24 protein-coding genes and 1 riboswitch are annotated in these 26,330 nt (G+C 59.5%); of the genes, 7 read left to right on the top strand and 17 right to left on the bottom strand.

What is annotated here, in order from left to right; all coding sequences use genetic code 11:
* The 3 genes from ACEW8J_RS07010 to ACEW8J_RS07000 all read right to left on the bottom strand — a co-directional run.
* A partial coding sequence (locus tag ACEW8J_RS07010) for a hypothetical protein (RefSeq protein WP_373490928.1) occupies positions 1–486 on the bottom strand: 486 nt, incomplete at its 3' end.
* Positions 487–548: 62 nt separating this feature from the next.
* A complete protein-coding gene (locus ACEW8J_RS07005) occupies positions 549–1,016 on the bottom strand; it encodes a PaaI family thioesterase (protein WP_373490927.1) in 468 nt (155 codons plus the stop codon).
* 167 nt (positions 1,017–1,183) lie between these two features.
* A complete protein-coding gene (locus ACEW8J_RS07000; RefSeq protein WP_373490926.1) occupies positions 1,184–2,311 on the bottom strand; it encodes a Fic family protein in 1,128 nt (375 codons plus the stop codon).
* Positions 2,312–2,405: 94 nt separating this feature from the next.
* Here ACEW8J_RS07000 and ACEW8J_RS06995 point away from each other — a divergent pair, with 94 nt between their 5' ends.
* Positions 2,406–2,774, top strand: a complete 369-nt coding sequence (locus ACEW8J_RS06995; protein WP_373490925.1) for a DUF2726 domain-containing protein — start codon at positions 2,406–2,408, stop codon at positions 2,772–2,774.
* A 224-nt stretch (positions 2,775–2,998) separates the two neighbouring features.
* Here the strand turns inward: ACEW8J_RS06995 and ACEW8J_RS06990 are convergent, their stop codons facing one another.
* The 4 genes from ACEW8J_RS06990 to thiC form a co-directional block, all read right to left on the bottom strand.
* The gene (locus ACEW8J_RS06990) at positions 2,999–3,307 is read right to left on the bottom strand and encodes a HigA family addiction module antitoxin (RefSeq protein WP_373490924.1); all 309 of its coding nucleotides are present in this window, start codon (positions 3,305–3,307) and stop codon (positions 2,999–3,001) included.
* Positions 3,307–3,585, bottom strand: coding sequence for a type II toxin-antitoxin system RelE/ParE family toxin (locus ACEW8J_RS06985; protein WP_373490923.1), 279 nt, complete (start codon positions 3,583–3,585; stop codon positions 3,307–3,309). The genes ACEW8J_RS06990 and ACEW8J_RS06985 overlap by 1 nt, the downstream gene beginning before the upstream one ends.
* A 198-nt stretch (positions 3,586–3,783) precedes the next feature.
* Positions 3,784–4,323, bottom strand: a complete 540-nt coding sequence (locus ACEW8J_RS06980; protein ID WP_373490922.1) for a hypothetical protein — start codon at positions 4,321–4,323, stop codon at positions 3,784–3,786.
* Complete coding sequence (gene thiC, locus ACEW8J_RS06975) at positions 4,320–6,239, bottom strand: phosphomethylpyrimidine synthase ThiC (RefSeq protein WP_373490921.1); 1,920 nt, start codon at positions 6,237–6,239, stop codon at positions 4,320–4,322. The genes ACEW8J_RS06980 and thiC overlap by 4 nt, the downstream gene beginning before the upstream one ends.
* Positions 6,240–6,279: 40 nt before the next feature.
* A riboswitch (TPP riboswitch) is annotated at positions 6,280–6,400 on the bottom strand.
* Between the two features lie 166 nt (positions 6,401–6,566).
* Here thiC and ACEW8J_RS06970 point away from each other — a divergent pair.
* Positions 6,567–9,146: an alpha/beta hydrolase fold domain-containing protein gene (locus tag ACEW8J_RS06970; RefSeq protein ID WP_373490920.1), complete on the top strand. Its 2,580-nt coding sequence runs from the start codon at positions 6,567–6,569 to the stop codon at positions 9,144–9,146.
* 11 nt (positions 9,147–9,157) lie between these two features.
* On the opposite strand, the gene ACEW8J_RS06965 is transcribed toward ACEW8J_RS06970, so the two are convergent.
* The 4 genes from ACEW8J_RS06965 to ACEW8J_RS06950 all read right to left on the bottom strand — a co-directional run bounded on the left by ACEW8J_RS06965 (position 9,158) and on the right by ACEW8J_RS06950 (position 11,925).
* Positions 9,158–9,565: a hypothetical protein gene (locus tag ACEW8J_RS06965; RefSeq protein ID WP_373490919.1), complete on the bottom strand. Its 408-nt coding sequence runs from the start codon at positions 9,563–9,565 to the stop codon at positions 9,158–9,160.
* A 133-nt stretch (positions 9,566–9,698) separates the two neighbouring features.
* The gene (locus ACEW8J_RS06960; protein WP_373490918.1) at positions 9,699–10,565 is read right to left on the bottom strand and encodes a MipA/OmpV family protein; all 867 of its coding nucleotides are present in this window, start codon (positions 10,563–10,565) and stop codon (positions 9,699–9,701) included.
* A 195-nt stretch (positions 10,566–10,760) separates the two neighbouring features.
* Positions 10,761–11,213, bottom strand: a complete 453-nt coding sequence (locus ACEW8J_RS06955; RefSeq protein ID WP_373490917.1) for a DUF2141 domain-containing protein — start codon at positions 11,211–11,213, stop codon at positions 10,761–10,763.
* Positions 11,161–11,925: a sterol desaturase family protein gene (locus ACEW8J_RS06950; RefSeq protein ID WP_373490916.1), complete on the bottom strand. Its 765-nt coding sequence runs from the start codon at positions 11,923–11,925 to the stop codon at positions 11,161–11,163. Before ACEW8J_RS06950 ends, ACEW8J_RS06955 begins: the two co-directional genes overlap by 53 nt.
* 109 nt (positions 11,926–12,034) lie before the next feature.
* Here ACEW8J_RS06950 and crtY point away from each other — a divergent pair, with 109 nt between their 5' ends.
* From crtY to ACEW8J_RS06935, 3 genes are all read left to right on the top strand, one after another.
* Positions 12,035–13,207, top strand: coding sequence for a lycopene beta-cyclase CrtY (gene crtY / locus ACEW8J_RS06945; protein ID WP_373490915.1), 1,173 nt, complete (start codon positions 12,035–12,037; stop codon positions 13,205–13,207).
* Positions 13,208–13,219: 12 nt separating this feature from the next.
* Complete coding sequence (locus tag ACEW8J_RS06940; protein ID WP_373490914.1) at positions 13,220–14,731, top strand: phytoene desaturase; 1,512 nt, start codon at positions 13,220–13,222, stop codon at positions 14,729–14,731.
* Positions 14,732–14,831: 100 nt separating this feature from the next.
* The gene (locus ACEW8J_RS06935) at positions 14,832–15,758 is read left to right on the top strand and encodes a phytoene/squalene synthase family protein (RefSeq protein WP_373490913.1); all 927 of its coding nucleotides are present in this window, start codon (positions 14,832–14,834) and stop codon (positions 15,756–15,758) included.
* A 15-nt stretch (positions 15,759–15,773) separates the two neighbouring features.
* Here the strand turns inward: ACEW8J_RS06935 and ACEW8J_RS06930 are convergent, their stop codons facing one another.
* From ACEW8J_RS06930 to ACEW8J_RS06920, 3 genes are all read right to left on the bottom strand, one after another.
* The gene (locus tag ACEW8J_RS06930; protein WP_373490912.1) at positions 15,774–16,562 is read right to left on the bottom strand and encodes an inositol monophosphatase family protein; all 789 of its coding nucleotides are present in this window, start codon (positions 16,560–16,562) and stop codon (positions 15,774–15,776) included.
* Between the two features lie 86 nt (positions 16,563–16,648).
* Positions 16,649–17,995 (bottom strand): TldD/PmbA family protein, encoded by a 1,347-nt coding sequence (locus tag ACEW8J_RS06925; RefSeq protein WP_373490911.1) that lies wholly within the window; start codon positions 17,993–17,995, stop codon positions 16,649–16,651.
* A gap of 89 nt (positions 17,996–18,084) precedes the next feature.
* Positions 18,085–18,477: a hypothetical protein gene (locus ACEW8J_RS06920; protein WP_373490910.1), complete on the bottom strand. Its 393-nt coding sequence runs from the start codon at positions 18,475–18,477 to the stop codon at positions 18,085–18,087.
* A 208-nt stretch (positions 18,478–18,685) separates the two neighbouring features.
* On the opposite strand from ACEW8J_RS06920, the gene ACEW8J_RS06915 reads away from it, so the two are divergent.
* On the top strand, positions 18,686–19,978 hold the full coding sequence (locus tag ACEW8J_RS06915) for an NADH:flavin oxidoreductase/NADH oxidase family protein (RefSeq protein WP_373490909.1): 1,293 nt from the start codon (positions 18,686–18,688) through the stop codon (positions 19,976–19,978).
* Positions 19,979–20,013: 35 nt separating this feature from the next.
* Here the strand turns inward: ACEW8J_RS06915 and ACEW8J_RS06910 are convergent, their stop codons facing one another.
* Positions 20,014–21,987: a lipoxygenase family protein gene (locus tag ACEW8J_RS06910; RefSeq protein ID WP_373490908.1), complete on the bottom strand. Its 1,974-nt coding sequence runs from the start codon at positions 21,985–21,987 to the stop codon at positions 20,014–20,016.
* Between the two features lie 163 nt (positions 21,988–22,150).
* Here ACEW8J_RS06910 and ACEW8J_RS06905 point away from each other — a divergent pair, with 163 nt between their 5' ends.
* Positions 22,151–23,311 carry a diguanylate cyclase domain-containing protein gene (locus ACEW8J_RS06905; protein WP_373490907.1) on the top strand — a complete coding sequence of 387 codons (1,161 nt, stop codon included), beginning with the start codon at positions 22,151–22,153 and terminating at the stop codon, positions 23,309–23,311.
* 16 nt (positions 23,312–23,327) lie between these two features.
* Here the strand turns inward: ACEW8J_RS06905 and ACEW8J_RS06900 are convergent, their stop codons facing one another.
* On the bottom strand, positions 23,328–25,004 hold the full coding sequence (locus ACEW8J_RS06900) for a long-chain fatty acid--CoA ligase (protein WP_373490906.1): 1,677 nt from the start codon (positions 25,002–25,004) through the stop codon (positions 23,328–23,330).
* Complete coding sequence (locus ACEW8J_RS06895; protein ID WP_373490905.1) at positions 25,004–26,113, bottom strand: MBL fold metallo-hydrolase; 1,110 nt, start codon at positions 26,111–26,113, stop codon at positions 25,004–25,006. Before ACEW8J_RS06895 ends, ACEW8J_RS06900 begins: the two co-directional genes overlap by 1 nt.
* Positions 26,114–26,330 lie beyond the last annotated feature (217 nt).

The raw sequence follows: 26,330 nt of genomic DNA, 5'->3' as shown, positions 1-26,330 counted from the left end.
CGGGTGCGGGCCGCTGTTCTGGGCGCCATAATTGACCGAGACCGGTCCGCCGATCAACGCCGCGAGACCCGCCGGCACCGTACCGGTGCCGCTGACGCCGCCGCGCTGGCGGTCGCCTTTTGTGTCGGCGACCAGCGCATGGACCGCGCTGCCGCTGCCAAAGCTCAGCCGCTCCTCGCTGCCGATCGGACGGAAGGCGGGGACATTGACGAGTATCTCGCTGCTACGCGCGGGGCAGAACAGCCGGATCGTAGCGGCCGTTCCCTCCGAACCCGGCGCGGGAAACACCAGGGACGCGCCCTCCCCGCTCGCGATCAGGTCCCAGGCGGCGGCGGGCTGACCGGGGGTAGGTGCTTCGCTTGGCTGTGATGGAGCGGGCGTGGTGGCAGGGGAAGCAGCATCGGCCGCCGGATCGGCATCGCGCGGCGACTGCGAGTCACAGGCGGCCAGCAAGGCGAGCGGCACGAGGGCAAGATAGCGTGTCATATCGGAGAGACCCTCTGCGAAAGAAATGGTTCCCCCTTGTAGCACGAATGCCGCTGGCCGCGCTATTTCTTCCAGCCGTGCGAGAGCAGTTTCACCGTCACCCGGCCGCTGGCGACATGGGCGCCGTCCGCATCGTGCATCAGGAATTCGGCGATATAGGTGGCGCTGCCCTTGCGCTCGAGATCGGCGAGCAGGCCGTCGATCGTCTCTTCGGACAGGCTAAATTCGGCGGTGACGTCGCTGGCCGCGGGCTTGTGGAAATCGACGTAAATATCCTTGAGGATCGGGAAGTGGCGCTCGACATCGAGCAGCGAAATGCCGGGCAGCGCCGCGACCGCTTCCGCCAGCACGGTGAACGCGCCCATGTACAGCACGCCAACATGATTTTCATTGCCCGCCAGCGGCATCAGCAGCCTGGCATGGCCGCGGCTGTCCTCGAGATATGTCATTCCGGTGCGCTCGACAAAGGGGACGCGATATTTGGGCTCGCTGCGCGGCTGTTCCTGGGTCTGGGGCTGTGCTTCGGTCATGCTGTCCTGCTCCGGCTTGGGGTTGGGTTGCTGGCGGACAGGGGTTCCGCCCGCGAGCGGCATAGACCGTGGCGGGCGGTTATGCGGACTGGCATATCTGATAGAGGGGGCGCCGGTGGGGGCGCACGCTGGTGGGGAAGTTGGTGCCCGGAGATTTGAGGGGTCGTCTATGAAACAGAATCAATCTGCGGCTGCCTGGAAATATCTGACGCCTCTCCTGTCCTCAACAATTCCATCAAAGGCGCGTTTATGAAATAGACATTCCGGCCCGAGTGATGTTTCACCAAAAGCCCTCCTTCCGCCAATTGATCGAGATATTTTGCCGCTGTCTGGCGGGAAACGCCAAGGTCGTTCACCAGATAATCAATGCGGGTATAGGGATGCCGGAACAGGTTGTTGAGCAGATCCTGGGAATATATCCTGCTGTGGTCAGATCGAATTTCCTGCTTGTAGCGTGCCATCAGATCACGAATGCCGCCGATCAGTTCGATGGTTTGAACCGAGGTTTCGGCGACCGCATCCAGCATGTAGATGAACCAGGGTTCCCAGTCTCCGGTCTCGCGCACGGATTGCAGAAGCCTGTAATAGTCGCCCTTGTTCCGAGTGATGTAACGGCTGAGATAGAGGATCGGGATGTCGAGCAATCCCTGCTGGGTAAGATAAAGCACATTGATGATCCGCCCCAAGCGGCCATTGCCATCGGGAAAGGGGTGGATGCTTTCGAACTGATGGTGAATGATGGCCATTCTGACCAGCGGATCGAGATGCCCGATATCGTCGGCATTGATGAATTTTTCCAGAGCGGTCATATGGGTTACAACGTCGTCACCGCCCTGCGGCGGAACATAGACAATCTCTCCCGTCTGGTCATTTTTCAACGCGGTACCCGGCGAATTGCGAAAACCGCCGTCCGTGCGCTTGAGTATCTGGAACATGGCAATGATGGAATTGTTCGAAATCACGCCCTGCTTGCTGTGCAGTTCATTCAGACCACTGTGAAGCGCATCGCGATAGAGCGCGACTTCCTTGGCGGCAGCGGACGATGGATTTTCGGGAAACAGCGCCGCCTGGAACAGCTCGTCCTGGGTGGTAACGATAGACTCGATCTCCGAACTTGCCTTGGCTTCCTGCAGGGACAATGTGTCGATCAATATTCCCTGATTGGGGATGGTGGCAGCGCGGCCCTTCAGTTCCGCCAGGAAACGATGGGCCAAGGCCGCATATTTAAGAACGAGCTTGGTTTCCAGTTCACCGGGCGGCGGCAGGTCCGGGATTTGATAGGTCGGGTTGAGCATATGGGTACAATCCGCTTATGAATTAGCAATAATGCTAACATATCACCATAATGTGTTAAAGAAAGTAGATTATTTTAACATGGGGACGGGTTAAGTGCACTGTCACCGTAATCTCGCGCTCGACAAGGCGGTGATCGCGCGCAATCCCGGCTGGCAGGTGATGGCGCAGGTCTCGCTCGGCGAGTTTCTCGCCAGCCCCGACAAGAACGCCTTTTTGTGCGTCAATTCCAAGCGCGTCGATTTCGCGCTGATGGACGAGCGCTGCCGCGTGGTCCACGCGCTGGAATATCAGGGATCGGGCCACCATGCGGGGAACTGCGCCGCCGCGCGCGACGCGGTGAAAAAGGAAGCGCTGCGCAAGGCTGGGATCGGCTATCACGAGGTGGTCACGGGGCATACGACGGCGGGAGAGCTAAGGGCGCTGGTCGGAAAGTTGGTGCCGGGGGGTTGGGGGTGGGTTTGAGTTATGTCTTCGATTGAATTGACAGAGAGATAAAAGTGCACTGTCACTGAAATACTTGCGCTTTGCTCAGCATGATCAGATCACTCAACAACGGCACCTCCTTCGGTGCCGCTACTGAATCAACCTTCTCTCAATCATGCAAGCAATTTAATAGGTCCTGAGCCTAGGATACTTTCGGAATTAGGGAAATAGAAGTACATTAAAAGTGCACCAAACACTACGCATCAAGCCGCCCTCAACTCCGGTATCTTGTCGAGCGCGTCGCCCAGTTCGAGTCTGGCGATTTTCAGATCGTAGGTGCGCTGCATGTTGATCCACACTTCCGGCCCACCGCCGAACATCTTGGCGAGGCGAAGTGCCATCTGTGCGGTAACCGGCTGGCGCTCGTTGATGATATCATACAGCGTCTGGCGGGAAATACCGAGCAGGCGTGCAATCTCCGCCTTGGGCCGCGCAACGGCGGGCAGAATATCCTCGCGCAACAATTCACCGGGGTGAATGGGGCGCATATTCTTGAGCATAGATTCAGCCATTAGTGATAATCCTCCAGATCAACATCGACGGCATCTTTGCCATCCCAACCAAATGTAATCCGCCAGTTGCCGGACGCATCGACCGCGTAGCGTCCCTTATCCTGCCCTTTCAGACTGTGAAACCGATAACCGGGCAAATTCAAGTCGTCGGGCAGAACTGCAGAGTTTAAACGCTCCAGCATACGTTCCACCCGTTGCACATTGGGTACACTCAACTTCGACACGTCACCGCGCAACACCATGCGTTTAAGCGCCTTGCTGCGAAACGAGCGGATCATGGGTGTAAGGTAGTGGCTTTCAAGTTAGGTGTCAAGTGGTGGCTGACACTGGTCCGATACTGTCAAATGGTCAGCCACCGCGAGTCATCTCGTCATCCTGAACTTGTTTCAGGATCCACTTATCCTTTCGCGCAGCCTGTGTTTGACGCACGATGGGTGCTGAAACCAGTTCTGCAAGACGGTCACACGGAAACGGCATTATTCCTGTGCTTCAACCACCAGAATCTCGACTTCTGTTGTTGCCGTAATTTTCGCTACGTTGTCCGTGATCGACAGTCGGATCCGGTAGGTACCGAGTTTTTCTCCGTCCTCTACCCTCAATCCCGTTCCCATCGGCGACAAGGACAGGACATTCCCCGACGGTTTTGGCAAATTGTCCCATGCTTTAAATGTCAGTGTTTCTCCATAAACTTCCCCCGCGGGGTCCGTCATGGTTGTTACTCCGCTGAGGTCGCAATTGCCCGCTACATTTGCCTGACAGCCACCGATGATGATAAACTGTTCGATCGGTTTGTTGCGCCGGACTTTTGAGTCAATCGTCAGATTCGGTGGCGTCGGCTGCGCCCATTCTCTCAAAAACCGCGCACTATCAGTGGACCAAAGCTGGAGCACACGCAGATTTCCGTTTCGTGCGGATTCCGATAGTCCTTCTTTTACGGGTTCGGATATTTCCGGTGCCGCGTGTTGCGTGGACGTGCTTACAGACAATAAGATCGCGAGAGAGGTGAGCGTGCTCACTCCGCCGGTTCCACCGTCTCCTCAACCTCGTCCGCCGGCAAATACAGCCGGTCGCCCATGTCCTTATATTTCTCGCTCATCTCGCGCATGCCTGCTTCCGCTGCCGCCTTGCTGGCCGCTGCGGTGTCGGCGCCCAGTTTTTCCGAGGCGATGAAGCCTTCGGCGCTCTGGTTCTGTTTCGACGCGAAGTCGCGGACTTCCTGGCTGATCTTCATCGAGCAGAATTTCGGGCCGCACATCGAACAGAAATGGGCAGTCTTCGCGCCCTCGGCCGGCAGCGTCTGGTCGTGATATTCCTCGGCCGTGTCGGGGTCGAGCGAGAGGTTGAACTGGTCGCGCCAGCGGAATTCGAAGCGGGCCTTGGACAGCGCATCATCGCGGACCTGCGCGGCGGGGTGGCCCTTGGCGAGGTCGGCGGCGTGGGCGGCGAGCTTGTAGGTGACGACGCCGACTTTCACATCGTCGCGGTCGGGCAGGCCGAGATGCTCCTTGGGCGTGACATAGCAGAGCATCGCGGTGCCATACCAGCCGATCTGGGCGGCGCCGATGCCGCTGGTGATATGGTCATAGCCGGGGGCGATGTCGGTGGTGAGGGGGCCGAGCGTGTAGAACGGCGCCTCGCCGCAGACTTCCAGCTGCTTTTCCATATTCTCCTTGATCTTGTGCATCGGCACATGGCCGGGGCCTTCGATCATCACCTGGACGTCCGACTTCCACGCGCGGTGGGTGAGTTCGCCGAGCGTGTAGAGCTCGCTGAACTGCGCTTCGTCATTGGCATCGGCAATCGAGCCGGGGCGCAGGCCGTCGCCGAGGCTGTAGGCGATGTCATAGGCCTTCATGATCTCGGTGATGTCGTCGAAATGCTCGTAGAGGAAGCTTTCCTTGTGATGGGCAAGGCACCATTTCGCCATGATCGAGCCACCGCGCGAGACGATGCCGGTGACGCGTTTGGCCGCCATCGGCACATAAGGCAGACGGACGCCGGCGTGGATGGTGAAATAGTCGACGCCCTGCTCGGCCTGTTCGATCAGGGTATCGCGGAAGATTTCCCAGGTCAGCTCCTCGGCGGCGCCGCCGACTTTCTCCAGCGCCTGATAGATCGGCACGGTGCCGATCGGGACCGGGCTGTTGCGGATGATCCATTCGCGGGTGTCGTGGATATTGCGGCCGGTGGACAGATCCATGACCGTGTCGGCGCCCCAGCGGATCGACCAGACCATCTTGTCGACTTCGTTGGCGACATCGGAGGCGACGGCGCTGTTGCCGATATTGGCGTTGATCTTGACCAGAAAATTGCGGCCGATCGCCATCGGTTCGGATTCCGGGTGGTTGATATTATTGGGGATGATCGCGCGTCCTCTGGCGATTTCGTCGCGGACAAATTCCGGCGTGACATAGTCGGGGATCGAGGCGCCGAAACTCTCGCCGTCGCGGACATATGCCTTCAGCCGCTCGCGGCCGAGATTTTCGCGCTCGGCGACATATTCCATTTCCGGGGTGATGATGCCCTGGCGCGCATAATGCATCTGGCTGACATTGGCGCCCGCCTTGGCGCGCAGCACCTTGCGGCGGACATTGGGGAATGGCGCGACGCCGCCGGAGCGGTCGGGGCCGAGCTGGCCATTGTCTTCCGGCTTGACTTCGCGCTGGGTCACTTCCTCGACATCGCCGCGGGCGCGGATCCACTGGCTGCGCAGTTCGTTGAGTCCGGTATTGATATCAATCAGCGCTTCGGGGTCGGTGTACGGCCCGCTGGTGTCATAGACGCGCACTGGCGCTTCGCCGCCCTCGAGATGGATTTCGCGCATGGCGACGCGGATGCCGGAGCCGCTGTGCGCCGCGACATGGACTTTTTTCGAGCCGCGGATCGGTCCGGTGGTGACGCCAATTTCGGTTTTTGCGGGAAGGTCGGCCATATGTTCGTTCCTTTGTCATTTCGGAACGAGGGCGGGATTTTTCGAAAATCCGCTCCCTCCCTCCGCCCGTAAGCCCTCATGCATGAGGGGCGGGATCAGGTTCAGCGGGTCGCAGGGCGTTACACCTGCCTCTCAGTCAAACGACTCCCCGGGGATGGCCCAATGGTAGAGGCTTGGTTCGCGGATGTCATGCCCTTTCTGGATCGGGTTCCGGGCCATGAGGGATGGGCATGATAATTTAATCAGATGATTAAAGGCATTGGTATCGCCGACCGCTATCTGCTATCTTCCGGTGAAAGCCCGCAGAGGCGCTAACTGGAGTGGATGATGAGCGAATCGAACAGACCGCAGCTGGATGTCATTGTGGTGGGCGCGGGCTTTGCCGGCCTCTATCTGCTGCACAAATTTCGCGAGATGGGGCTTTCCGCCCGCGCGTTCGAGGCGGGCGATGATGTCGGCGGCACCTGGTACTGGAATCGCTATCCCGGCGCGCGCTGCGATATCGAGAGCATCGACTATTCGTTCAGCTTTGATCCCGAACTGGAGCAGGAATGGCAGTGGAGCGAGAAATATGCGACCCAGCCGGAAATCCTGCGCTACGCCCAGCATGTCGCCGACCGCTTTGACCTGCGCCGCGACATAAGCTTTGCCACGCGGGTCGAACAGGCTGTGTGGGACGAGGCCGGGTCCTGCTGGAACGTTACCACCAGCCAGGGCGAAACGGTCAGCGGCCGCTTCTTCATCATGGCCACCGGTTGCCTGTCGCAGCCCAAGGATATCGATATCGAGGGAATCGAGAATTTCACCGGCGCAATTTACCGCACCCACAGCTGGCCGCATGAAGGCGTGGATTTTTCCGGCAAGACGGTCGGGATTATCGGCACCGGATCGTCGGGCATCCAGTCGATCCCGCTGATCGCCGGACAGGCCGACCACACCACCGTCTTCCAGCGCACCGCCAATTATTCGATCCCCGCCGGCAATGGCCCGATCGCGCCAGAGAAGCTGGCGGTGAAGCAGCGCTATCAGGACTACCGGGAAGAGGCGCGCTGGACCAGCGTCGGCGTGCCCGGCAAACAGGCGATGGACTTTGCGCTGACCGTGTCGGAGGAAGAACGGCAGCAGCGCTATCAGGAGCTGTGGGACAAGGGCGCGATCCCGCATCTCGGTTCCGAATTTGCCGACCTGCTGCTCGACGAGAAGGCGAATGACACGCTGGCGGAATTTGTCCGCGGCAAGATCCGCTCGGTGATCGAGGACAGCGAGGTTGCCGACATATTGACCCCGACCGAATTTCCGATCTGCACCAAGCGGGCCTGTCTCGACACCCATTATTACCAGACGTTCAACAAGCCGAATGTCGATATTGTCGACATCAAGCGCAATCCGATTGTCTCGATCACCGCAACCGGGATCGCGACGAAGGAACAGAATTTCGACTTTGACGCGATTGTCTTTGCCACCGGATTTGATGCGATGACCGGCGCGCTGCTGGCCATCGACATCCGGGGTCGCGAGGGCCAGAGCCTCAAGGACAAATGGGCGCACGGGCCGCTCAACTATCTCGGGTTGACGGTCTCGGGCTTTCCCAATTTCTTCATGATCACCGGTCCCGGTAGCCCGTCGGTATTGTCGAACATGATCCTGTCGATCGAACAGCATGTCGAATGGATTGCCGATTGTCTGGAGCATATGAGCAAAGCAGGTCTCGACGTGATCGACGCCACGGAAACGGCAGAAAGCGGCTGGGTCGAATATGGCACGGCGACCAGCGACATGACGCTATTTCCGCAGGCCAAGTCCTGGTATATGGGCGCCAACGTGCCCGGCAAGCCGCGGGTCTGCCTGCCCTATGTCGGCGGCGTCGCCGCCTATCGCCGGGTCTGCAACGATGTCGCCGCGCAGGATTATCTGGGCTTCCGCTTCGACGGTCCGGATGGTTCCCGCTGCAACGACGGTCTGGTCCGGCGGCAGCAGCCCGATGTGGTGGCGCTGCTCGAAATGCTGGCGGATCTGGAGCTGCCGCCGTTTGAAAGCCTGTCACCGGACGAGGCGCGCGCGATGTCAGTGGCGATGAACGCCGGCAATCCGCCGGGTCCGCAAGTCGGAGCGGTGGTCGACGGCAGTTTCCCCGGAGCCGATGGCGCGCTCGACTATCGGCTGTACCGGCCAGACAGTCCCGGGCCGCATCCGGTCACCGTCTATTTTCACGGCGGCGGCTGGGTGCTCGGCGATCACACATCGGATGACGCTTTCTGCCGCGACCTGTGCGTGAACGCCGACAGCGTCATCATTTCCGCCAATTACCGCCACGCGCCGGAAGCCCGCTTCCCCGCCGCCGTCGATGACGGATTCGCCGCAGTGCAATGGGTGTCCGACAATATCGAGACGCTTGGTGGAATGCGAGGCGCGCTAGCGGTTTGCGGCTGGAGCGCCGGCGGCAATATCGCCGCCGTGGTCTGCCAGCTGGCCCGCGATGCAGGCGGACCGGAGATCAAGGGGCAAGTGCTGATTACTCCGGTTGTCGATGCAGGCGATGATAGCCCGTCGATGACCGACAATGCCGAGGGCTTTGTGCTGACCAAGGCGCTGATGGACTGGTTCTGGGATCATTATGCCGATCCTTCCAAGCGCGCCGACCCGAAAGCCTCGCCCCTGCTCGCGCCCGATCTGTCCGGACTGCCGCCGGCGCTGGTGATCACCGGCGAATTCGATCCGCTGCGCGATCAGGGCAAGGCTTATGCGGAAGCCCTGGATGCGGCGGGGACCGGGGCCCGGCATATCAACTATCCGGGCCAGATCCACACGTCGTTCACGGCGGTGGGCGCGATCCCGACGGCAAATGGATCAAGGCAGGATATCGCAGCCGCCCTGCGCCAATATTTCAAGGCGCTGGAGCCGGTTTAACAGAAACGCTGTCAGCCGACCTGCAGCCGCACCATCGCGGCAAAAATTGCAGCCAGTCCGATCGCAATCGACAGAGCGGCCCACAGACGGCTTGCTGCCCCCATCAGCCTGCTGGCAAGTTTCAGAAACCAGTCGCCGACCGCGAGGATCAGCGCGCCCTCGATGAATATCCATGCCCCGAGCACGGTGATCAATATCGACAGCAGGTCGCCCTGGTCCCAGGGATTGACGAGATAGATGGTCGCACCAAGCGTCAGGGTGACCATGCCGATCAGAAACTGCAGCGCGCTGCTTTCGCGGCATTCCTGAACCATTTTCATCCAGAAACCGGGTCTCCGCAATTCACCGATGCCCGCGGCCACGGCGTAGAGACCGATGAAAAAGGTAATCCATCCGGTGATATTGCCTGCATTGCCCATTCATAATCTCCCTCTGTTCCGATGCCACAATCCGTCTTGAACATATTAGAGCCGGAAACGCCAGAAAGCATGACCGACCTGCAAGCCCCATTGATTCAGTTGGCCGGGCGCGTCCCGGCCGGCATTTCAAACGTCAGAACGTATAACCGATTCCAACCGCACCAAACCATTGATCGGCGCTGCCGCGGATTGAAGTGACCGGGGATCGCTTTGAATCGCCGAGCATCCGGGAATAGCTGCCGAGAAAAATCAGGCCGAAACCGCCGTTGGTGGCATCGCCATCAAGATCGACAGCGGTCAATATCGTCGCACCGATATTTTTCCAGCCGCTGGTCGCGGTGAAGGTCGGCAGGCCGCTGGCGGCGGTACCCGCGGGCGAAACGCTGAAATAATAGTCGGCATAATCATCGTCGACATATTCGCCGCTGATCGCCAGGCTGGTGACAATGCCGCGGCTGAGCGGGGTGAAATAGGTCAGGCTCGGGAAAACGACCATGCCATCGTGCGCTCCGGCAATATCCCAGCGCACATCAACCTGAGCGGTCAGCGAGTCATAGGGATTGAGCAGCCGGTTGAACTGGACGCCGGCGGTAGGACCGACTTCGACGGCAAAATCGAGCTCGCCCAGCGAGCGGACAACCGGGTCCTTGATCGAATTTTGCCGATCGAAGCGGGCGCGGACAACCGGGCCGAGCAGGAAATCAACCTTCGCTCCCTCCTGATCAGGAATGAAATCGAGCGCAATGCCCGGGCCGCGCGGCTGAAAATCGATACCCCCGATACTGCCCAGGACAACCGGCAGCGGAGAAAATGTATAGTTGTCGGAACCTTCATAGCTGGGCCCCACTGCCAGGCCGATCCCTACGGTCAGATAATCACCGTCGAACACGGACCGTTCCACTGGCCCTGGTGACAGATTGTCCTGAGCCAGAAGCGGAGAAGACAGAGAGAGGCCGAGGGTCAAATAGGCGGCACGGCGAAATAGTTTAGCGTTTTTCAAGATTGATTCCCAAATGGTTGCGCAGATATGAAACGCGTCGATGACCCAAAAGTTCCATTTTCGGCGTGGTGAGACAAGCTGCCAAGGGCAACCAGGAGCAAGGCGCCTCCGTCGCAGTGAGGCCGGTGCAATCATTTTCGGCAACGCAGCAGAATATTGCTGGTCCATCGCGAGACCGGCTTCCCCTGCTCCGGATCAGAGGATGTAATTCATCCGCACCGCATGATGCGTATCAGAAGAACCGACGGTAAATTGCGCCGATTTGAATTTGGGAGCACCCATGCCGATTTTGGGATTGCGGGAAAAGCCAAAACCTTCGCGCGGCAGAAACAGCCGCATATCCATTTTGCCATTGCCATTTTCATCATGGACCAATGCTACCGCATAGGTGCCTGGCTTGACGTCGGCAATCTCTATGGAGCCAGCGCGTGCGGCAGAGATTTTCAGCTTCCGGGCGTTTACGTCGTCGCTGCAGTCCGGAAAATGTTTCGGACTGGCGCTGAGGCATACCAGCACATTGCCTTTTTCGGAACGCAAGCCGGTGATGGCGAGATCAATCGACGCCGTGATGGCCGGAGCCGCCGCAACCGGGGCTTCACTGGCCGATGCGCTTGCGCCCAACAGCAGAACCGAAGCTGCCGCCAGCATCGGCAAGCCCGATATCCGTGCCGCAGATCCGGTCCCAGAAGCGAAAATATAAGCCATAATTACCCCTGTATAACTCGTGATGCTTCTCATGATGGGTCGCGGTTATGAGCCACATACCTAACCTGCCCTGAACAAGCCAGCGCGGAAACATCTCCCAGCCCATATGATTGGACACGCCCATAACCGTCATCACCAGCAAGACCAGCCCCAAAACGCCGACATGAATCGGGATTGCGATGACCAGAGCCGGGATGACCACGGCGCCGCTGATTGCCTCAAGCGGGTGAAAGCTCATTGCCGCCCATGCAGTGGGCGGGCGGCTATCGTGATGAACCGCATGCGCTGCCTTGAACCAGCGCGGCCGGTGCAGCAATCGGTGCGTCCAGTAAAACCATGTGTCGTGGAGAAAAAGATAGAGGAACAGGGATAGCGGCAGATACCAAAAGGGATAAAGGCCGGGATCGGTATAAATTTTCGTCCAGCCGGCATTCTGCCAACCCCAGGCAACGATTCCGGCGGGGATCCCATAGATCGCGGCGGACAGCAGCGACCAGCGGATTTCACGCTTCATCTGCGGTCGCAGCCGGTCATATTGGCCTGGTCGCACCCGGTTGGTCAGCCAGGCAAAAAAGCCGCTGCTCAGCAGATAGCGTCCGCCGACGATCAGGGTCATGGCGAGCGCGGACAGCAGGATAGCGGGGGCATATTCCATGGCAGGGGAATATGGCGGCGATCGCCACGGAGCAAGCGGTAATGCAATAAGCTTCTACATACTTTCAGACAGGCTTTCCCCTGCCCCAACCATCGGCTAAGGCATGGCGATGCCGAAGCCGTCCAGTTCTTCAAACCAGTATGACCTGGCTATCGCCGGCGGCGGCCTTGCCGGTGGTCTGGTCGCGCTGGCGCTGGCGAAATTGCGGCCCGATCTGGATGTCGCCCTGATCGAGGCAGAGGATCATTTTGGCGGCAACCATATCTGGTCCTTTTTCGAAAGCGATATCGAGCCGGAGCACCGCTGGCTTGTCGACCCGCTGATTTCTCGCCAGTGGGCCAGCTATGACGTGCATTTTCCGAAATATAGCCGCAGCCTGAATAACGGCTATTGCTCGATTGAATCCGCAAATCTCGACCGGGAGTTGCGCCAGCGGCTGCCATCCCGGGCGCTGAAGACAGGGCAGCGGGCGAAAACCGTCGACAGCGGGCTGGTAAAACTGGCAGACCATACGGAAATTGCGGCCCATGCGGTGCTGGATGTGCGCGGCGGCGGGGATATTTCGGCACTGGATGTCGGCTGGCAGAAATTTTGCGGGCAGATGCTGAAACTGAAACAGCCGCACGGACTGGAGCGTCCCGTCATCATGGACGCCACGGTCGAACAGATTGACGGCTACCGGTTCATCTACTGCCTGCCGTTCAGCGACACCGAAATTTTTGTCGAAGACACTTATTATGCCGATGGTGCTGAACTCGACAGCGCAATCTCGCATGGCCGGATTGCGGAATATGCCGCCGATCAGGGATGGGTGGTGGAAGCGGTGCTGAGCGAAGAAAAAGGCCAGCTTCCGGTGATCTACGGCGGCGATTTCGAGGCCTTCTGGCAGGCCAACAAGGGCGTTGATGCGCGGGCCGGAGCCCGGGCGGCGCTGATCCAGCCGATCACCAGCTACTCGCTGCCGATGGCGGTGAAGACGGCAATCCTGATTGCCGAAATGCCCGAGATCAACCAGAACATGCTCGACACAATGCTGCGTGATCTGGCGCAAAAGCATTGGAAGAACGGAAAATTCTATCGTATGCTCTGCGCCTTCCTGTTTCTCGGGGCGGATCCGGACAAAAGATACAAGACCCTGCAACATACCTATAGCAAGGACGAAGGTCTGCTCGCCCGCTTCTATGCAGGCAAATCCACAAGAATGGATCAGGCCAATCTCCTCACTGGCAGGCCGCCGATTTCCATTTCCCGTGCCATCCCACTGTTGTTGAAATATAGATGAGATATCTGACCGATGAGTGACATTGCCAAATCCCAGAATGAATTGTTCAAGAAAGCCGCTGTCATCGGTTCCGGCTTCGGCGGGCTGGCGCTCGCCATCCGGCTGCAGTCAGCCGGAATACAGACGACCATATTGGAAGGGCGCGACAAGCCAGGCGGGCGAGCCTATTATTGGGAAAAAGAAGGTTTCATCTTCGATGGCGGCCCGACCGTCATCACCGATCCGGATTGCCTGTCCCAACTCTGGGACCTCACCGGCCATGATATGGCCAAGGACATCGAACTGATGCCGGTGTCGCCCTTTTACCGGCTCAACTGGCCGGATGGCACCAATTTCGATTATGTCAACGATCCCGAGGAACTCTACGCCAATATCGCGGCAATCGAGCCCGATGATGTCGAGGGTTACAAGAAATTCCTCGAATATAGCGGCGGGCTGTATGAGGAGGGCTATGTCAAGCTCGGAACCAAGGCATTTCTGGATTTCAAATCCATGATCAAGGCAGCGCCGGCGTTGATGAAATATGAAGCCTATCGATCGGTCTATGCCAAGGTTTCCAGCTTTGTGAAAAACGAGAAACTGCGGGAATTCCTGTCCTTTCAGTCCTTGCTGGTGGGCGGCAATCCGATGAAAACCAGCGCCATTTACGGCCTGATCCACAAGCTGGAACGGCTCGGCGGGGTCTGGTTCGCCAGGGGCGGGACCAATATGCTGGTCGCGGCAATGGTCAAGCATTTCGAACGGATTGGCGGGGTGATCCGGCTGGATGACCCGGTCACCAGCATTGACACGATTGGCGACCGCGCCTCGGGCATAACCTGCAAGTCCGGCTGGAGCGAGAAATTCGATGCCGTCGCCTCGAACGCCGATGTCGTGCACAGCTACCGCGACCTGCTGGGCCACAAGCATCGCAGCGATACGGTAAGCGGAAAGCTGCTGAAGAAAAAATATTCTCCATCGCTGTTCGTCGTCCATTTCGGCCTGAAAGGTAGCTGGCCGGGCATTCCGCACCATATGATCCTGTTCGGACCGCGCTATAAAGGGCTGCTCGCGGACATATATGACAATGGCGTGCTGCCCCGCGATTTCTCGCTCTATCTGCACCATCCCACGGTCACCGATCCGGAAATGGCGCCGGAAGGACACAGCACCTTCTACGTGCTCGCGCCGGTACCCCATCAGGGCAAGCTGCCGATCGACTGGAAGGAAATGGGACCGATCTACGAAAAGCGAATTCTCGATGAAATCGGCCACCGCCTGATCCCGGACATCCACAACCGCATTGTCACCAGCTTCCATTATACGCCGCAGGATTTCGGCACCGACCTCAATGCCCATCTCGGCAGCGCCTTCAGTCTCGAGCCGCTGCTCACGCAAAGCGCCTGGTTCCGGGTCCACAACCGGGATGATATTATCGGCAATCTCTATTTTGTCGGTGCCGGTACGCATCCAGGGGCCGGAATTCCCGGTGTCGTAGGCAGCGCCAAGGCAACCGCAGAACTGATGCTGGAGGATATGGGGTGAACCGGTGTTTCATTCATTCTGAGCCTTTTGAATCCCGTCTGGTGCGCCAAAACTGTCCTTGGCCAGGTTCAGGACGAACGGATTTCTATTCGGCGGTCTCATGAACCGCGCGAATCTTGTCCTCCACGCCAGAGCCAGTATCGAGCGGGGCTCCAAATCCTTCGCCCGGGCTTCCAAGCTTTTTGCGCGGCAGACGCGCGAGCGGGCGTGGCTGCTCTATTACTGGTGCCGCGCCTGCGATGATCTCGCCGATGGCCAGGATCATGGGCACGGCATGTCCGCTACTCCCAATCCCGAAAAAACCATCGCGGCTATGCGAATGATGACAGCGCGCGCGCATGGCGGCGAGCAAACCGGCAATCCGCCCTTTGATGCCTTTGGTGTGGTCGCGCAGGAGTGCCATATCCCCAAAAAGCTGGCGGATGACATGATCGACGGCTTTGCCCTGGACGCGCGCGGATGGCGGCCGGAAAGCGAACATGATCTGCTGCAATATTGCTATCATGTCGCTGGCGCTGTGGGTTGCATGATGGCGATCGTGATGGGGGTTTCCGCCCGTGATCAGGAGGTGCTGGACCGCGCCTGTGATCTGGGACTGGCGTTCCAGCTCGCCAATATCGCGCGGGATGTAGCCGAGGATGCGCATGCCGGGCGATGCTATCTGCCGCAAAACTGGCTCACCGAATCCGGCATCGATCCCGGGCATATCATGGATCCGGCGGATCGCGATAAACTGGTCCTGCTGGTCAACCGGTTGTGCGATCTGGCGGGCGACTATGAGGCTTCCGCGCGCGCAGGCGCCGCAAGCCTGCCGTTCCGGTCGCGCTGGGCGGTGCTGGCGGCGGCCGGGATCTATGGTGATATCGCCCGGGCGATCAAACAGAGCGGCGGCGGATCACTGGAGCAGCGGATATATACGTCCAAGAGCAAGAAACTGGGCTGGATCGTGAAAGCGTTCGGACAAGCGCTGACCAGGTCGGCCCGGCGGGACCGTCAGGGATTGTGGACCAGAGAGCACCCGGCTTGACGGCTTCGTGACCGGTTAGTGACTGGCCCCGTTTTCGGTGACATATTTGCCGATCCGTTCGACGGCCGCATCATATAGATTGGCCGAACAGCACAGGACGCCGAGCGCCTTGCCGTGGGTACCATTATAGACCAGGTTTTCCCCCAGCGCGTTGGTGACGCTGGCTCCTGCTTCGGCGGCGATCACATGCGCTGCTGCAATATCCCATTCATGGCCCCAGCGAGTGGAGGCGACGACATCCGCCCGGTCGTCCGCTACCATCGCCATTCTGAGCGCGATGCTGTTCGGCTTTGGTACCGCGGTGAGCCTGAGTTCCGGCGGCAGTTCTTCGGCCGGAATGCGGCAGCCTTCATATTGGGCGCGCCGACTGGCTACGATGGCCCGACCGTTGACTTCGGTATGGCTGCCGGCCTTGGCCACCCAGGTTTCCTTCATCGCCGGCGCATCGAGCACCCCGAATATCGGCGCATCGTTCCGGACAAGAGCGATCGACACACACCAGCCAGCCTTGCCGGCGACATAATCCTTGGTGCCGTCAATCGGATCGACGACCCAGGTCAGCTCATCTCCGGCACCGCTGTGATCAATATGCGTTTCCTCGGAGAGCCAGCCGGCGGAAGGCACCAGCTTCTCCAGCTCGGTGCGCAAGAAACGGTCCACCGCCAGATCGGCATCGCTGACGATCTGGCCAGGCGATTTTTCCCAGATATTGGTTTCTTTCTTGCCCGCAACCCAGTGGCGCATGGCCAGCGCACCCCCTGCCCGCGCGATCGCGACAACCTGATTAAAATCTATTTCCGCCAAGATTTTCTCCGTTCGCCCCGGACTTATCGACGGGCGCTTCCCATCCGATAGGCCGGGTCAGATGGTCTCGCCACTAACCCTATTGATCAGCCACCGGCCACGGTCATGCTGTCGGTGCGCAGGGTCGGGACATTGATGCTGTAGTGATATTCCAGATCGTCGGCCGCAATCAGGCTCCTGAACATGGTCTTCAGATTGCCGGCGATGGTGATTTCCGAAACCGGTGGACCGATTTCGCCATCAGTGATCAGGAACCCGCTGGCTCCCCGGCTATAATCGCCGGTAACCGGATTGACGCCCATGCCGATCAAGTCGGTGATATAGACACCATGTTTGATATCCTTGATCATCTCCGCCTTGCTGACCGTGCCGTTGCCCATATGCAAATTGGTGACGCTGACACCCGGTGCGCCGCCGACACCACGCGAAGCGTGACCGGTCGGCTGCAGACCCAGTTGGCGGGCCGAGGCACTTTCCATGATCCACTGGGTCAGCCGGCCATTGTCGATCAATTTGGTTTTCGCCGTGGGCAGACCTTCGCCGTCGAACGCCTTGGACCGCAGGCCGCGCTTGCGGTGTGGGCAGTCGATAATTGTCAGGGCACTGTCAAACACCTCGGTGTCAAGCGCATCCAGCAAGAAGCTGGTCTTGCGCGCGATGGCAGCGCCGGAAATGGCGCCGATGAAATGGCCCAGCAGGCTGTTGCCCACCCGCGGATCATATACGACGGGCATCGCGCCCGATTTGAAATGGACGGGGTTGAGCCGTGAAACGGCGCGCTCCCCCGCTTCCCTGCCAATGGATTCGGGTGATTGCATGTCTTCCAGAAAGCGCACGCTGTCATAGGCATAATCGCGTTCCATGCCGTCGCCTGCACCGGCAATGACGCTCGCCGACAGGCTGTAGCCGCTGGTGGAATAGGCACCGGAGAAACCATGACTGGTAGCCAGAGCCACAATGCTGCGCCCGGCACTGGCCCCGCCGCCCTCGCTGTTGGTGACACCCTTGACCGCCCGCGCTGCATCCTCCGCCTGCAACGCCAGTTCGCGCAGCATTTCGGGTTCCGGGTCCTGGCCGTCATCACCTTCGATGCTGTGCGGTTCAGCCTTCAGGAGCAATTCTTCCGGCGCAAGGCCGGCAAATTGATCTTCGGGCGCTTCTCTGGCCATATCCAGAGCGCGGCCGACGAGAGATGAGAGGATTTGCGGGTCCATATCGGAAGACGATACAGTAGCCGAACGCTTGCCGACAAAGACCCTGAGGCCGATTTCCTCGCCTTCGGAACGCTCGACATCTTCCAGATTGCCGAGACGCATCTGCACCTGAGTCGCGGCATCGCAAACATAGATGGCGTCGGCGGCATCGGCACCGGCCTTTTTGGCTTGGGAAACAAGGGCGTCGGCGCGGTCCTGCGCTTCGGATGGTTTTAGCATGCGGCGGACATAGGTGCGCTGCCCTGCAAGGTCAACGACGCGCTGTTAAATGGTGAAGACAGAATTGCCGTTCTGCAGCTTCAGATATCTTAGAGCAGCGGGCCGATAATTTTGATCAAAGCCACGAACACCATCGGCAAACCGATAGCCAGCAACCAAAGCACCAGCTGATCGGCGCGGAATTTCGCGGCGAGGCTCTGCTCCGACAGACCGCTGCTGCTCATGTTGACCCAACGCTTCTCGAAATTGCGGCAGAAGGGAATGATCACCGCAACCAGCAGGACCAGTCCGAAATAGGGTGCGATTGACATGCCCTTGGTTTCGATCAGGCCGAGTACGAAAACAATCTGCATGATGGTGTAGACCAGCAAGGCCGCCGCGCAATTGTTGCTCATCTTCTTGTCCCAGCGAATGCCGGTTTTCCGCAAATCCTGATGCGCGCGATGTTTGCTGACCGATTTTTGAGACGCTGCTGCGACCATATCTATTCCCCTCAGAATATCATCTCCATCTTCGCCGGGCGTTTGCCGTCCGTGCGATCGATAAGTCACTATAACCTATTTGTCGTAAAAGCCAAATAGGCGTTTTTTCGGCATTATATGTCGCTAAATTGCGGTTACGCTTGCCAAAAATTGCTGCATGCGACAGAATCAGTTTTTAATCGCAATCCAAATTTCAAAGGCATCCCGCATGACCATTTCCCTTTCCGATCCACTGACGCTTCCATGCGGAGCCGTCCTGCCCAACCGGCTCGGCAAGGCCGCCATGACCGAGGGCATGGCGACACCTGACGGGGTGCCGACTGCGGAACTGGAGCGATTGTACGGACTATGGTCCGACGGCGGTGCGGGGATGTTGCTGAGCGGCAATATCCAGGTTGATCGCGATCATCTGGAGCGCCCGGGCAATGTGGTGATCGATTGTCCACCGGACGAGGCGATGATGGCGGCGCTGAAAAGCTGGGCACAGGTCGCGACGCGCAATGGCAATCATTTCTGGGCGCAGATCAGCCACGCCGGCCGCCAGACGCAAAGCAATGTCAATCCGCATCCCAAGGCCCCATCGGCGGTCAAGCTCGGCCTGCCCGGCGGTCAGTTTGGCGAACCGGTGGCGCTCACGACGGAAGAAATCGAGACTCTGGTCGACCGGTTCGCGCTGGCGGCAAAAACCTGTCAGGAGGCTGGCTTTACCGGCGTGCAGATTCATGCCGCCCACGGCTATCTGCTAAGCAGTTTCCTCAGTCCGCGGGCCAACCAGCGCAGCGACAAATATGGCGGCAGTCTAGACAATCGGGCGCGCTTCCTGCTCGCGGTGGTTGCCAAGACCCGCGCCGCGGTCGGCCCGGATTTCCCTATTTCGGTCAAGCTGAATAGCGCCGATTTCCAGAAAGGCGGCTTCAATTTCGAGGACAGTCTGCAGGTGGTGCAGTGGCTGGAGCAGGCGAGTGTCGACCTGGTGGAAATATCGGGCGGCACCTACGAACAGCCGGCATTGATGGGGTCAGACGGAATCGAGGAACAGGAGCCACAGAATGTGGCGCCCTCGACCAAGGCACGGGAGGCCTATTTCGTCGATTTCGCCAAGGCGATGCAGGAGGCGGTCACGGTGCCGCTGATGGTGACCGGCGGTTTCCGGACCCGGTCGGCAATGGAAAACGCGCTCGACAGCGGCGCCGCCGACCTGATCGGACTGGGACGGCCGATGTGCGTGATGACCGATGCGCCGCAGCATTTGCTGGAAGGATTGGAAGCATTGCCGCGCTATGAGGACAAGCTGCGGCTGCTGCCCGACTGGTTGGGATTTCTCACGCGATTTCAGATGGTTAAGGCTATGGCCGGTTTTGCCACCATCTTCTGGTTTTACGAGCAGCTGGAAAATCTGGGCCAGCGCGGCACGACCGATCCAAGCCTGAGCGTATTCAAGGCGTTTCGAGCGGTTGAGAAACGCAACAAACGGATATTGGCGGCGCGCAGGCCGCGCTGACCGACGCCTGAAAGCATATTTGGCGCGGGTTTCCGCTAGATATTGGTGCTGGTCGGAATCTGGCTCGGCTGCAGATAAACATAAGGATGCATACGACGCTGGTTGCGCGCGATGATTCGCGATTCCACCGCCCGCAACCCGGCCTGGAAGCGCGCCAGCGGGCCCTCATCGCCAGTGATTGCCGGATCCTGAAACCAGCTTTCATAGGGAAAGCGATTGGTGCGATAATCGCCGAGCGGGCGGTAATAGACCGAGCCCAGCAGTTCCAGCGACGAAAGCTGCAGCAGTCCCAGCGACAGCGGCGGCATATAGTCCAGCCATTCGCCCTTATCATGGCCTTTTTGCTCGGTCGGCGCAGCGGTCCAGCCCGCTCCGGTGACGGCCGGCGCGAAGGTCATGATCGTGCGCTGCGGGAAATTGACCGCCGCATGCTGGGCGCTGGCGGTGGAGATGATCATCGTGCACACATCGACCAGCTGGGCCCGGGAAGTGATCGGCCTGAAACCGACAATATGGCCTTCCGAAGCTATCGAGGCCGCCCATTGCGCCAGCTCGCTGTCGCCGGTCACCGCAGCATCATCGGCATAATAGATGTGGATATATTGTTCCACCCAGTCATGGATCGCGCGCCAGACCAGCAAGGCATCGTCGCGATAGGGATAGTCGGGCAATTTGGCGGGGTCGGCAACATTGCGCTCGGCAAAGTCCACCGGGGTCATCCTGTTGTAAAAGTCGAAGGCCAGCCGGGCCTCTACGGCGGCCCGCTGACTGGACTCGATCGTGCCGCCAAAAAAATCGTCGATCGGACCGCCCTTGTTGATCAACGTTTCGACCGCCAGATTATTGATGAACAATGTGCCTTCGAAATGCGGCACCAGCAGCGACCAGAGCGGGTGGATATTGGCGAGATTGCGGCGGGTGGCGACGGCGATCGCCTCGCTTACCAGATGCGTGCCGGCAAGATGGACGAACAGTTCGTGATAATTGCAGTCGGCGACCTGGACGACAAATTTGGCCATTTCCCAGCCCCATTTTTCGGATGAGGCAGCCGACGGCGTCATCACCGGATACAGGCCGGGATCCTGTCCGCACTGGATCGCGACCGGCTTCAGCGATGCACCGCCCGGCGGGACAGCGAACAGCGCCATCGGGCAATAGACATATTTTGCATGGCCTTTCCAGACTCCGGCAACAAGTATCTCCAGATCCTTGTAATCACACAGATATACTCGGCCATCCGTCAGCGCCTGAGCGAGATCATCACCGCCCATGACCGCAGCAAATTGCGCTGCTGTGACCGGAAATTTCTCCGGAATCCGTTCAATCCCGCGGAGCAACATCGGATTGGGTCCGGCGACGCGCAGCCTGGCAAACTGGTCATCATCCTGGAATGTATAGGCGATAGCGGGAACCGGGAGCGTCTGGTAGAGATTGCGATAGGCCTCGATAGAGCGGGTATCGGCCGATTCTTCCGCCTTCAGGACGTCGAGAATCACCGTGATCAGATCGCGGAGAAAACTGTCATGCGCCTGCAATCTGTCGATGTCCGTGCCCTCAAGGGCCTGCTCGATGCTGCTTTCGAGAGCCGGTCCGGCATGGTCGACGCGATGTTTTTCGCGCAGCGCTTCGACCTCGGTCTTGACTTTCTCGGCATCTGCCAGCGCATCGCTGATAATCTGCTGCGCCGCCTGGCTGAGCCCAGCGAACATCGGATGCAGCCGGACCGCGGCGATATTTTCGACGATGCCGAGGCCGACTTCGAGCACCTTGAACCACCATTCGATCGACGGCTGGTCATCGCTCGGCACCCGGGTCGCCAAAGGCACGCCGGCCAGGGTCGGAATGTCGCAGGTCCACTGATAGATCGTCGATGTCGCGTTGATCTGCTCGCGGCGCTGGGCGCGTTGCTCAAGACTGTCATTCTGCGGGAGGCTGGGCTGGATGGCCCCGCGCTTGACCGTCTCTCCCTGATGTTGCGGGACAATCGAGCGGGCGTTTTCAAAGGACATATTGGCTCCTGATGTGCGTTCAGCGCGGATGCCCTAACCGGTTTCTGGTTAATTTGGCGTAAAGCGGAGGCGCAATGGCCCTTCCAGATTACCGGCAAACCCGCCGCCAGCACCAGACAGAAGGCTTAACGGGACGTTTACGATTTGGCGCTAACTAGGCTGCATGCAGTCCGCCATCCGACCATTCCTGCAAAGACTCATTCCACCGGTTCCGGCAACGGTCCGGGACGAGTTCGCGATATTGAGCGCCACGCGCCTGCAGAACCAGTCCCGCGCGCTGTTTCTGGCGATGTTCCTGACCATTCCCTTCGTGCTTTATGCCTCCAGCGCCGGGGCCGAACCCTGGATCCGCTATGGCATGCCGCTCGCCATGGCGAGCTGCTGCCTGATCGGCTATATCTCACTGATCAAGGACCGCAACGCCTCGGGCAGCCCCGATCTGGCGCGCAGGTTCATCGCCGAGGCGACCTTTTTCTCGGCCACCATCTGTGTTCTGGTCAGTATCTGGTGTGTGCTCAGCTGGGTCCATGCACCGGCCGACATGCGGCTTTTCTATCCCTTCACGCTCGCCATGGGTTCGCTGACCACCATCTATACGCTGGCCACGATCCGGCTGGCGGCGATCCTCAATATCATCATCGGGATCGCACCGATCACGATCATCCTGCTGCTATCGGGTGATCCGGTTGGCTGGTCGGCGGCGGCAAGCCTGATCATGGTGACGACGTTCCTGTACCGGCTGATTACGCAGCAGAATGACCAGTTCATCCGCCTGCTGGTCCTGCAGCATGAAATGCGCGCGCTTGCCCATACCGATCCGCTGACCGGCCTGTTCAACCGGCGGGTATTGTCCGAGAATCTCGAACGGCAGATCGCCGGACAGGATCACCAGCGCGCCTTTACCGTGGCCCTGATCGATCTTGACGCGTTCAAGCCGATCAATGACCAGTTCGGTCATGCGGTCGGCGATCAATTGCTGGTGGAAGTGGCGCAACGGCTGCAGCGGGCCTGCGGCAATAATGGCATCGTCGCCCGCATCGGCGGAGATGAATTTGCGATTCTTCTGTCTCCGGATTCGGCCATTTCCGGCAAGGCCTGCGCCGACCATATGCTCGCCGCCCTGGTCCCGCCCTGCATGGTTCAGCAGCATGTCATTCGCGTTCAGGCGAGTATCGGCACGGCCAGCTGGCCGGAAGATGGCAGAACGGCAAACAGCCTGCTGGAAGCCGCGGACAAGCGGCTTTATGCCGTCAAAAATTGCGAGGGCGACGCACCGGTCGCGGTTTCGGAAGCTCCGCAAATATCCGGCACCAACGCCGGCTAGAGACCGACTGTCAGGTCTAGCCCAGTTCCTCTTCCCGCAGCGTCTTGCGGTCCAGCTTTCCAATCATGGTCTTGGGCAGGCTGTCACGGATCACCACATCGACCACTCGCTCGTGCTTGCCCAGTTGGGGGTTCAGCCAATCCTTCAGTTCGTCACCGGAGATAGCGCTATCGGGCTGCACCGACACATAGGCCTTGGGACTCTCGCCGCGATAGGCGTCGGGGACGCCGATCACCAGGGCTTCCTTGACCGCTTCATGTTTGTAGAGCACTTCTTCGACCTGGCTCGGGAAGACCTTGAAACCACCAACCGCGATCATGTCCTTGAGACGGTCGACAATCTTGATATAGCCGTCCTCGTCGATGGTCGCGACGTCGCCGGTGCGCAGGAAACCGCCGACGAATACATTTTCATCTTCATCGGGCAGGTTCCAGTAGCCCTGCATCACCTGCGGCCCAGAGAAAACCAGTTCGCCCGGCTCTCCTTCGGGTACCGGCTTGGTCGGATCGGCCTTGTCGACCAGCTTCACCACGGTTCCCGGGACCGGCTGGCCGATCGTTCCGGCCTTGTTGAGCCCCTCATAGGGATTGGCGCTGACCACGCCGCAGCTTTCGGTCAGGCCATAGCCTTCGACCAGCTTGGCCCCGGTCTTCGCCTCGAATTTCTTCTTCAGTTCCATCGGCAGGGGCGCGCCGCCCGAGACGCAGACCTTGAGCGAGGAGAAGTTGGTCTTGTCGATATCGGGATGGTCGAGCAGGGCCTGATACATAGTCGGCACGCCGGGCATGGCGGTGATCTTCGTGCGGGTAATCGCCTTGAGCGTCTGCTTCGCGTCGAAGCGCGGCAGCATGACAATCTCGCCGCCCCGCTCTACGGTGCGGTTGAGCACGGCGCTGTTGGCGAAGACATGGAAAAAGGGCAATACGCCCATCAGCCGGTCGACCTCGTCGATATAGGGATCGATGCTGTTGATCTGGCGGGCGTTGGCGGTCAGATTCTGGTGGCTGCACATCGCTCCCTTGGGCGTGCCGGTGGTGCCGCCGGTATATTGCAGCAGCGCGATATCCTTTTCCGGCCGGATGTTGGGCGCCTTGTAATTGCCGTCATTGTCGATCAGTTTGGAAAAGGGCGTAATCCGGTCATCCTCGGGCTGCGGGCTGTTTTCCTTGCGGCGGAACAGGGAATAGAAAAGCGCCTTGCCCGCCGGCAGCGCGCCGGCGACACTGCCGACCACCAGCCGTTCGAGACTCGATTGTTCGAGCACCTGATAGGCGGCCGGGAACAAGGCGGTGGCAGAGAGGGTGAACAGGATTTTGGTGCCGCTGTCCTCGACCTGATGGTTCAGTTCGTCGACGGTATAGAGCGGCGAGAAATTGACCACCGTCGCGCCGATCGCCATCGCGCCATAATAAGCGCTGACATAATGCGGGACATTGGGCAGGAACAGGCCGACGCGGTCACCTTTGCCGATGCCCAGATCCTGCAGGCCCTTGGCCACGCGAACCACGCCGGAAGCGACTTCGGCATAGCTATATTTGCGCCCCATGAAGTCGGCGAGCGATGCCTGGCCCATTCGCTCTGCCGAGGCAAAAAACATGTCGTGCAGAGCAAGCGGAGCGAAATGCTGCTCCCAGTCCACCGGGTGAAGATAATTCTCTGTCCAGTTCGCCGTCATCGCGTTGTTATGCGACATTATTTCGAACTATACCAGCCCACGCCGTCTCTCACCTCCACGGTCGCGCGCCCTGCCCGTTCCAGATAACGCAGATGCGCCATCGCTTCGCCAGTAGCGAGGCCGTAGATGCTGTCGTCGATGGGACGACCGAATAGCAGCGCGAAAGTATCGACCGCGCGCATTTCTTTCTCTCGGAGCGCCGCTTCAAGCCGGTCGAGCTGCTCATGATGCCCCGACGCGAGCTTGTCGAGCCGCACATGCACGCCCTTGAACGGAAAGCCGTGCGCGGGCAGCACCAGCATATCCTCCGGCAATGCTGCGCGGAACTTGGCAATCGAGGCAAGCCATTCGGCCAGCGGGTCGGCATCGGGCTCGCTGTCCATGATCGACACGTTCGATGTTATCCGCGGCAAAATCTGATCGCCCGCGATAATCACACCATTTTGGTGATCGACCATGCAGGCGTGCTCGGGCGTATGCCCGCCGCCCGTGAGAATCTGCCAATCACGATTGCCGACGCGGACGGTCGAGCCGTCGTCGAGCCGGTGATGCCCCGACGGCAGCCGCGACACCGCGCGAGCGAAATTGCCCCAACCCCCACTCCGCATCTTTTCGATACGCTCTTCGTCATAGCCATAGAGCTTGCGGCGGCGCAGGATATCCTCGGGCGGATGGTCGAGCGTCTCGCTGGTCAGCATCCGCGCGAGCAGCCATTCGGTGCGGTTCATCCACACCGGCACCTTGAACTTGTTCGCCAGCCAGCCAGCGCAGCCGACATGGTCAGGATGGAAGTGGGTAACGAAAATCCGCGTTAGCTGGCCTTCGGACAGCGCGCCCGCAAACAGCGCCTTCCAGTAATCGACCACGCCGGGTAGAAACAATCCGGTGTCGGCAATCGCATAGCCGTTGCCTTCGGGGGCCTCGTCATCGAGCAGCCACAGATTGATATGGTTCAAATTCCCCGGCACTGGCATCCGCGTCCAGCCGAGATCGGGCGCAAGCTGGTAGATTTCCCCATATTCAGGCGCATGGTCGCCGAGCGGATAAGTCAGGCCCTTCAACTCCTTCGCCTCGAATCCGTGATCGACGAGCGACATGTCATATGCGGGAGGAGCTTTGCTGGCCATATCGCGGCCGTGCCTTAACTGAGCGATTAAGGCAATGGTGACGTTAGGGAAGGTCTTATCCCTCCCACCGGCGGAGGAAAACCGAGTTATTCCCCGGCTTTCTTGAACAACGTATCCGCTGTCAACTCCGGTTTCGCGCCTTCGTCTTCCTCTTCGCCATTCAGCGCGGCTTCGGCCTTGCGCGCCGCTTCGGTGCGTTCGGCGCGGAGTTCCTCGA

This window comes from Parasphingorhabdus sp. (assembly GCF_041748495.1).
Lineage (GTDB): Bacteria > Pseudomonadota > Alphaproteobacteria > Sphingomonadales > Sphingomonadaceae > Parasphingorhabdus.
This window is presented reverse-complemented; position numbering and strand designations above follow the sequence as displayed.

What these genes read in the sequence shown, in the direction of transcription:
- ACEW8J_RS06935 (WP_373490913.1), top strand. Translation starts at nt 14,832, where the DNA reads ATGAACCGCGCGAATCTTGTCCTCCACGCCAGAGCCAGTATCGAGCGG.
- ACEW8J_RS06940 (WP_373490914.1), top strand. Translation starts at nt 13,220, where the DNA reads ATGAGTGACATTGCCAAATCCCAGAATGAATTGTTCAAGAAAGCCGCT.
- ACEW8J_RS06905 (WP_373490907.1), top strand. Translation starts at nt 22,151, where the DNA reads ATGCAGTCCGCCATCCGACCATTCCTGCAAAGACTCATTCCACCGGTT.
- ACEW8J_RS06900 (WP_373490906.1), bottom strand. Translation starts at nt 25,004, where the DNA reads ATGTCGCATAACAACGCGATGACGGCGAACTGGACAGAGAATTATCTT.
- ACEW8J_RS06915 (WP_373490909.1), top strand. Translation starts at nt 18,686, where the DNA reads ATGACCATTTCCCTTTCCGATCCACTGACGCTTCCATGCGGAGCCGTC.
- ACEW8J_RS06920 (WP_373490910.1), bottom strand. Translation starts at nt 18,477, where the DNA reads ATGGTCGCAGCAGCGTCTCAAAAATCGGTCAGCAAACATCGCGCGCAT.
- crtY (WP_373490915.1), top strand. Translation starts at nt 12,035, where the DNA reads ATGCCGAAGCCGTCCAGTTCTTCAAACCAGTATGACCTGGCTATCGCC.
- ACEW8J_RS06910 (WP_373490908.1), bottom strand. Translation starts at nt 21,987, where the DNA reads ATGTCCTTTGAAAACGCCCGCTCGATTGTCCCGCAACATCAGGGAGAG.
- ACEW8J_RS06970 (WP_373490920.1), top strand. Translation starts at nt 6,567, where the DNA reads ATGAGCGAATCGAACAGACCGCAGCTGGATGTCATTGTGGTGGGCGCG.
- ACEW8J_RS06965 (WP_373490919.1), bottom strand. Translation starts at nt 9,565, where the DNA reads ATGGGCAATGCAGGCAATATCACCGGATGGATTACCTTTTTCATCGGT.
- ACEW8J_RS06955 (WP_373490917.1), bottom strand. Translation starts at nt 11,213, where the DNA reads ATGCTGGCGGCAGCTTCGGTTCTGCTGTTGGGCGCAAGCGCATCGGCC.
- ACEW8J_RS07000 (WP_373490926.1), bottom strand. Translation starts at nt 2,311, where the DNA reads ATGCTCAACCCGACCTATCAAATCCCGGACCTGCCGCCGCCCGGTGAA.
- ACEW8J_RS06985 (WP_373490923.1), bottom strand. Translation starts at nt 3,585, where the DNA reads ATGATCCGCTCGTTTCGCAGCAAGGCGCTTAAACGCATGGTGTTGCGC.
- ACEW8J_RS06925 (WP_373490911.1), bottom strand. Translation starts at nt 17,995, where the DNA reads ATGCTAAAACCATCCGAAGCGCAGGACCGCGCCGACGCCCTTGTTTCC.
- ACEW8J_RS06950 (WP_373490916.1), bottom strand. Translation starts at nt 11,925, where the DNA reads ATGGAATATGCCCCCGCTATCCTGCTGTCCGCGCTCGCCATGACCCTG.
- ACEW8J_RS07005 (WP_373490927.1), bottom strand. Translation starts at nt 1,016, where the DNA reads ATGACCGAAGCACAGCCCCAGACCCAGGAACAGCCGCGCAGCGAGCCC.
- thiC (WP_373490921.1), bottom strand. Translation starts at nt 6,239, where the DNA reads ATGGCCGACCTTCCCGCAAAAACCGAAATTGGCGTCACCACCGGACCG.
- ACEW8J_RS06990 (WP_373490924.1), bottom strand. Translation starts at nt 3,307, where the DNA reads ATGGCTGAATCTATGCTCAAGAATATGCGCCCCATTCACCCCGGTGAA.
- ACEW8J_RS06895 (WP_373490905.1), bottom strand. Translation starts at nt 26,113, where the DNA reads ATGGCCAGCAAAGCTCCTCCCGCATATGACATGTCGCTCGTCGATCAC.